Genomic DNA, 5,179 nt, shown 5'->3' on the forward strand with positions numbered 1-5,179 from the left:
AACTGCTGTGCCGCTGGTCGGGACAGGGTCGTACCCTCGGGTAATGACCTCAGACGCGCAGGGACCGACTGCCAACGCCATGCGCCGCGCGCTGCGCCGGGCCAGGGACGGCGTCACGCTGGACACCAGCGAAGCCGCCGTGCTGCTCCAGGCCCGGGGCGACGACCTGGCCGATCTGACGGCGTCCGCCGCGCGGGTGCGGGACGCCGGTCTGGAGGCCGCGGGACGACCCGGGGTCATCACCTACTCGCGCAAGGTCTTCATCCCGCTGACCCGCTTGTGCCGGGACAGATGCCACTACTGCACGTTCGTCACCGTGCCCGGCAAGCTGCGGGGGGCCGGGCACGGGATGTACATGTCTCCCGACGAGGTGCTGGACGTGGCCCGCAGGGGCGCCGAACTGGGCTGCAAGGAAGCGCTGTTCACGCTCGGCGACCGTCCCGAGGAGCGCTGGCCGGAAGCCCGCGAGTGGCTCGACGCGCACGGGTACGACGACACCCTGGCGTATGTGCGGGCGATGGCGATCCGGGTGCTGGAGGAGACGGGGCTGCTGCCGCACCTCAATCCGGGTGTGCTGTCCTGGACGGACCTCCAGCGGCTCAAGCCGGTCGCGCCCTCGATGGGCATGATGCTGGAGACGACGGCGACCCGCCTGTGGTCGGAGCCGGGCGGGCCGCACCACGGCTCGCCGGACAAGGAGCCGGCCGTGCGGCTGCGTGTCCTGGAGGACGCGGGGCGGTCCAACGTGCCGTTCACCACGGGTGTGCTGATCGGGATCGGCGAGAACCACCAGGAGCGGGCCGAGGCGTTGTTCGCGCTGCGCCGCATCCAGCGGGCGTACCACGGCATCCAGGAAGTCATCGTGCAGAACTTCCGCGCCAAGCCGGACACGGCGATGCGCGGCATGCCGGACGCCGAACTGTCGGAGCTGGCCGCGGCCGTCGCCGTCACCCGGCACGTGCTCGGGCCGTCGGCCCGGGTGCAGGCGCCGCCGAACCTGGTCGACGACGAGTACCGGCTGCTGATCGGCGCGGGCATCGACGACTGGGGCGGTGTGTCACCGCTGACGCCGGACCACGTGAACCCGGAACGGCCCTGGCCGCACATCGACGACCTGGCCGCCCGGACCGCGGAGGCCGGGTTCACGCTGCGGGAACGGCTCACCGTCTACCCGGAGTTCCTGCGGCGCGGCGAGCCGTGGCTCGACCCGCGGCTGCTGCCGCACGTGCGGGCGTTGTCGGACGCCGGGACGGGTCTGGCCCGTGAGGACGCCGTGCCGTCCGGGCTGCCGTGGCAGGAGCCGGACGAGGAGTTCACCGCCTCCGCGTCCGGCCGCACGGACCTGCACCGGACCATCGACACGTCCGGCCGGACGGCGGACCGCCGCGACGACTTCGACGAGGTGTACGGCGACTGGGAGGCGCTGCGCGAGCGGGCGGCTCCCGGCATGGTGCCGCAGCGCATCGACACCGACGTGCGGGCCGCGCTCGCCACGGCCGCCGACGACCCGCGACGCCTCGGCGACGACGAGGCGTTGGCGCTGCTGCACGCCGACGGGCCGGCGCTGGACGCGCTGTGCCGGATCGCGGACGACCTGCGCCGGGACACCGTGGGGGACGACGTCACGTACATCGTCACCCGCAACATCAACTTCACCAACGTCTGTTACACCGGTTGCCGGTTCTGCGCGTTCGCGCAGCGGCGCACCGACGCGGACGCCTTCACGCTGTCGCTTGAGCAGGTCGCCGACCGGGCCCAACAGGCCTGGGAGGTGGGCGCGGTGGAGGTGTGCATGCAGGGCGGCATCCATCCGGACCTGCCCGGCACCGCCTACTTCGACATCGCGCGGGCGGTGAAGGAGCGGGTGCCCCGCATGCACGTGCACGCGTTCTCCCCGATGGAGGTCGTCAACGGGGCGTCCCGCACGGGTCTGTCGATCAGGGACTGGTTGACCGCGGCCAAGGAGGCCGGGCTGGACTCGATCCCGGGGACGGCCGCGGAGATCCTCGACGACGACGTGCGCTGGGTGCTCACCAAGGGCAAGCTGCCGGCGGCCACCTGGATCGAGGTGGTGCGGACCGCGCACGAGCTGGGCCTGCGGTCGTCGTCGACGATGATGTACGGCCACGTCGACCAACCCCGGCACTGGCTCGGGCACTTCCGCACGCTGGCCGGTCTCCAGCAGGAGACGGGCGGCTTCACCGAGTTCGTCACGCTGCCGTTCGTCCACACCAACGCGCCGGTCTACCTGGCGGGCATCGCCCGGCCCGGGCCGACGGTGCGGGACAACCGTGCGGTGACGGCCATGGCCCGGCTGCTGCTGCACCCGCACATCACCAACATCCAGACCAGTTGGGTGAAGCTGGGTGCGGAGGGGGCCGCGGAGATGCTGCGGTCGGGCGCCAACGACCTGGGCGGCACGCTGATGGAGGAGACCATCTCGCGGATGGCCGGCTCGTCGTACGGCTCGTACCGCTCGGTGCGGGACCTGGCCGGCATCGCGGAGGCCGCCGGACGTCCGGCCCGGCCCCGGACCACCACGTACGGCGAGGTTCCGGCCGAGCGGCAGCGGACCGCGCGGGACCACGACGGCCACCTGCCGGAGCTGCTGCCGGTACTCGGCGACTGACGGCACCGGGGTCCGGGCCTGCCCCGGCCGGCTGCCCCGTGCCTCGACCCCGCCCTCCGCCCGCGTCCGTCGGCGCCGCCGGTGACCGGATCGACGCCTGATGGCGGTCGGGTCCGGTCGTTTACAGTGCTGAACTGGGCAGGGTCGACCGGGTGAGGGGGCACAGTGACCGGATCAGGCAATTCCGGCAACACCGCCGTGTGGGGGCGCGCCGAGCAGCAGGACTTCCGCAGCCGGGTGCGCGGCTGCCTGGTGGGCGGGGCGATCGGCGACGCCCTCGGCGCGGGCATCGAGTTCGACTCCCTGGACGCCATCCGGCAGGCCCACGGCACCGAGGGCGTGACGGACTACGTGCCCGCCTACGGGCGGCGCGGCGCGGTGACCGACGACACCCAGATGACGCTGTTCACCGTGGACGGCCTGATACGGGCGCACGTCCGCCGGGACGCCGGGGCCTGGCATCCGCCGACCGACGTGCACGCGGCGTATCTCCGCTGGGCGGCGACGCAGCGCGACTGGGGTCCGGACGAGCGACGCAAGGACGACGGCTGGCTGGCCCGGCAGGAGTGGCTGTACTCGCGGCGCGCTCCGGGCAACGCCTGCCTGACGGGCCTTGCCGACGACCGCATGGGCACGCTGGAGCAGCCGAAGAACCCCGGCTCGAAGGGCTGCGGCACCGTGATGCGGTCGGCGCCCTTCGGGTTGCTCGTCGGCTGGGAGCCGCAGCTGGTGTTCCAGCTGGCGGTGGAGTGCGCGGCGCAGACCCACGGACACCCCACGGGCTGCCTGGCGGCCGGCGCGTTCGCGGTGATCGTGCACGGCCTGACCCGAGGCGCCTCGCTGGACGGTGCCGTGCAGCAGACGCTGGTGCTGCTGGCCGCGCGGCCCGGCCACGAGGAGACCACGGACGCGTTGAAGCGGGCGCTGGGCGCGGTGCGCCAGGGCCTGCCCACCGCGGAGCGGGTGGAGTCGCTCGGTGAGGGCTGGACGGCCGAGGAGGCCCTCGGCATGGGCGTGTACTGCGCGCTGGTCGCCGAGGACGTGCGCCACGGCCTGCTGCTGGCCGTCAACCACGGCGGCGACTCCGACTCCACCGGGTCGGTCTGCGGCAACCTGCTGGGGGCCTGGCACGGAGAGACGGCGCTGCCGCCGAACTGGGTGACGGAGCTGGAGGGTCGGGCGACGATCCTGGAACTGGCCGACGACTTCGCCATGGAGATGACGCAGGGCCCGGCTCTGCACGATCCGGCCACCCCGTCCCACTCCCCCGGCTGGCTCCAGCGCTACCCGAGAGCCTGACGCCCGCCCCCGACCCACGAGCCGGGGGCGTCCCGGCCGCCGGGCCGAGCGGCCCGCCGGGGCCGGTAAGCGCCGGTGGCCGACTCGCCCCTGCCGGAACCGGGTTAACCTTCCCGGTTGGGGACGTGCCGGGCCCCGTCAACGGCCGGTACGGAACTGCCCCTTCCACCTCGCACAGGGCAGACTGTGCGAGGTGCGGCACCCAGGGACGGATGGACGAGGGGGCACTCATGGTCGCCGACTCGGGGACAGGGCTGCGCTTCGCGGTGCTCGGGCCCGTGCGGGCCTGGCTGAAGGGGGAGCCGCTGAACACCGGCTCCCCGCAGCAGCGCGCCCTGCTGGCCGCGCTGCTGTTGCGCGGCGGACACACCGCGACCGCGCAGGAGCTGGTGGACGCGCTCTGGGGGGAGCAGCCCCCGCAGCAGGCCCTCGCGGCACTGCGCACCTACGCCTTCCGGCTGCGCAAGGTCCTGGGCGCGCAGGCTCTCGTCAGCGAGTCCGGCGGGTACGCGATCCGCACCGGCGAGGACGCCGGGCTGGACCTGGACGTGGCCGAGCGGCTGGTCGCCGACGCCGAGCGGGCCGCGCAGGGCGGCGACCACGGCCGGGCCCGTGACCTGTACCGGGAGGCGCTGGCCCAGTGGGACGGTGAGCCGCTGGCCCAGGTGCCCGGCCCGTACGCGGAGACGCAGCGGGTGCGGCTCGAGGAGTGGCGGCTCTCCGTGACGGAACACTGCCTGGCCCTGGACCTCCGGGTGGGCGGCCACGCCGAGGCCGTCTCGGAACTGACCGCGCTGACCGCCGAGCACCCGCTGCGGGAACGGCTGCGGGAGCTGCTGATGCTGGCCCTCTACCGCAGTGGCAGGCAGGCGGAGGCGCTCGCCGTGTACGCCGACACCCGGCGGCTGCTGGCCGACGAACTGGGTGTGGAGCCACGGCCCGAACTGGCCGACCTGCAACAGCGCATCCTGCGCGGCGACGACACCCTCGCCGCGCCCGCCGCCGCTCCCGAAACGTCGGCACCGGCCCGTCGTCCACAGCAACTTCCGGCCACTGTGCCGGACTTCACCGGCCGGCAGGCCGTCGTGGCGGAGTTGGGCAGCCGGCTCCGCCGCGCGGAGGGGCGGGTGATGGCGGTCTCCGCGGTCGCCGGCATCGGCGGTGTGGGCAAGACGACCCTGGCCGTGCACGTGGCGCACGCCGCCCGGGACGACTTCCCCGACGGCCGGCTGTACGTGGACCTGCAAGGCG

Annotated in this window: 3 protein-coding genes; all 3 read left to right on the forward strand. The window is 73.9% G+C overall.

The window, feature by feature from the left end; translation table 11 throughout:
- Positions 1-43 precede the first annotated feature (43 nt).
- Positions 44-2,629 (forward strand): bifunctional FO biosynthesis protein CofGH, encoded by a 2,586-nt coding sequence (locus ACYVE9_RS14800; protein ID WP_461028306.1) that lies wholly within the window; start codon positions 44-46, stop codon positions 2,627-2,629.
- A gap of 165 nt (positions 2,630-2,794) precedes the next feature.
- Positions 2,795-3,928 (forward strand): ADP-ribosylglycohydrolase family protein, encoded by a 1,134-nt coding sequence (locus ACYVE9_RS14805; RefSeq protein ID WP_461028307.1) that lies wholly within the window; start codon positions 2,795-2,797, stop codon positions 3,926-3,928.
- A 212-nt stretch (positions 3,929-4,140) separates the two neighbouring features.
- Positions 4,141-5,179 (forward strand): AfsR/SARP family transcriptional regulator (locus tag ACYVE9_RS14810; RefSeq protein ID WP_461028308.1); only part of this gene is annotated, 1,039 nt, incomplete at its 3' end.

It is taken from the genome of Streptomyces sparsus (genome assembly GCF_054776295.1).